The organism is Jatrophihabitans sp. YIM 134969 (assembly GCF_054456675.1).
The window spans coordinates 1-1,979 of sequence record NZ_JBTJEQ010000103.1 but is presented as its reverse complement, the minus strand read 5'-3'; the positions used below and the strand labels follow the sequence as shown (position 1 = coordinate 1,979).

Annotated in this window: 1 protein-coding gene and 2 pseudogenes; 2 read left to right on the top strand and 1 reads right to left on the bottom strand. The window is 77.7% G+C overall.

Going from position 1 to position 1,979, the window contains the following annotated elements:
* Window positions 1-646: pseudogene (locus ACXR2U_RS24015) on the top strand (hypothetical protein); the annotation flags it as partial.
* 34 nt (window positions 647-680) lie between these two features.
* On the opposite strand, the gene ACXR2U_RS24010 reads toward ACXR2U_RS24015, so the two are convergent.
* Entirely contained in the window at window positions 681-1,058 is a 378-nt protein-coding gene (locus tag ACXR2U_RS24010) for a nucleoside triphosphate pyrophosphohydrolase family protein (RefSeq protein WP_458827617.1), read from the bottom strand.
* On the opposite strand from ACXR2U_RS24010, the pseudogene ACXR2U_RS24005 reads away from it, so the two are divergent.
* Window positions 987-1,889 (top strand): annotated as a pseudogene (locus ACXR2U_RS24005) (Rossmann-like and DUF2520 domain-containing protein); the annotation flags it as partial. The gene ACXR2U_RS24010 and the pseudogene ACXR2U_RS24005 overlap by 72 nt on opposite strands.
* Window positions 1,890-1,979: the final 90 nt, after the last annotated feature.

Here is a 1,979-nt window from a genome sequence, read left to right as displayed (position 1 = left end):
CGTGCCGGCCACGCCCCCGGCGGGGCCGGCCCCGCCCCCGGCGCCGGCCACGCCTCCGGCTGTGCCGGCCGACGCCGTCACACCCGTCCACCCCGAGCCCGCGATGGCGGCGCCGACGCCGCCCGAGCCCGACCCGGACGACGACGTCGAACACGCGGTCGCGCCCACCTCGCCGATCCGCGAGGTGGACCCGTTCGCCGGGTTGCCGCGGCTGTCGCGCTGGGTCGACCCGTTCGACGACGACCCCGCACCGTCCACAGAGTCCGGGCCCGCCGCCAGCGGTGCTGCGGCGGCGGACACCGAGACGGGCCGTGCCCACGCCGTGCCGGACCCGTCCGACCCCACGTCCGTGCCGGGGTCCAACCCCGCGGCGGTCGAGCCCGGTCCGCGGTACGTCGGTCGGCGTCGGCAGGCCGACGGCGAGCCCGGGCCGGTCGTCCACGTCGTCCCCGACTCGGACCCCACGCCCACGGCTGAGGACGAGACGTCGTCCGCCGCGGGTGCCGGCCGTCGCCGCGCCCGTGACGACGCGCCGGAGAATTCCGGTGGGCGTCGGCGGCGCCGGGACGACGCCCCCGACACCGGCGGTCACACCCGGCCCGAGCTGGTGCCGGACGACGTGCTCGCCCGTCTCCTCGGCCGCTGACCGCACCGGTCCTCGCCGGCGACCGGGCCGGGCGTCAGCTGCGCAGCGGCCAGTCGTCGTCGGGGTCGGGGTTCGCGGCGGCCCGCTGCTGGGTGCCGCGGAGCACGGTGTCGGCGACCTCGAGGACGTGGCGGTCGAGCGGCACGCCGCTCTGGTCGGCCAGCAGGTAGGTCCGGTAGGCGACCTCGCCGAGGGCACGGGCCCAGGCGTCGTCCGGGCGGAACGGGCGTCGGCCGCGCTCGGTGAGCCGGGACGCCGCGGCGGCGAGTTCACCGATCGCGACCTGCAAGTCGACCAGCAGGGCCGGGGCCGAGCCGAACAGGTCGGCGGCGTCGGCGCTGTGGACGACCACCGCCTGCACGTCGACGGGCGATCCGGCGGTGGACGCGGCGGTGGGGTCGGGGGTGCTCATCGAGTCCGAACCCTACCGAGACGTCGGTCGGGCGGTGCCGCTCGTCGGTTGCAGCGCCCGACGCCACTACGCTCGGTCGCCGTGCCGCCCGAGCCACCCCCGCGCCTGCAGATCGGCGTCGTCGGGTCCGGCCGGGTCGGCTCGGTGCTGGGGGCGGCGCTCGCGGCCGCCGGCCACCACGTCGTCGCGGTGAGCGCGATCTCCGACGCCTCGAGGCGGCGGGCCGACCGGCTGCTGCCCGGCGTGCCGGTGCGTCCGCCGGACGAGGTCGCGGCCGGCGCCGACCTGGTGCTGCTGACCGTGCCCGACGACGCCCTGCCCGCGCTCGTCGGCGGTCTCGGGCTGGCCGGCGCGTGGCACCCGGGTCAGCTGGTGGTCCACACCGCGGGCGCCCGTGGCCTCGACGTGCTCGACCCGGCCGCGGTGCACGGCGCCCTACCGATCGCGCTGCACCCGGTGATGACCTTCGCCGGTCGGCCCGAGGACGTCGACCGCCTGCGGGGCACACCGTTCGGCATCACCTCCGACCCGGAGCTGCGACCGGTCGCCGAGACCCTGGTCATGGAGATGGGCGGCGAGCCGGTCTGGGTACCCGAGGACGCCCGCGCGCTCTACCACGCCGCGCTGGCCATCGGCTCCAACCACCTGGTCACGCTGGTCAACGAGACGACGTCGTTGCTCGGCGACGCCGGGGTGGAGAACCCGGCGCGGCTTGTCACGCCGTTGCTGACCGTTGCACTGGACAACGCTCTGCGGTTGGGTGACGCCGCGCTGACCGGGCCGGTCGCCCGCGGTGACGTCGGCACCGTCGGCGCCCACCTCACCGTCCTCGCCGCCGAGGTGGCCGTCGTGCAGGGCGCCCATGGTCGGGACCAGACCGACCGGGCGGGGCACGCGCGCCAAGCGCGCGGCGAGCTCGGC

Excerpts from the sequence above, each read along its gene's own strand:
- ACXR2U_RS24010 (WP_458827617.1), bottom strand. The coding sequence starts at position 1,058 with ATGAGCACCCCCGACCCCACCGCCGCGTCCACCGCCGGATCGCCCGTC.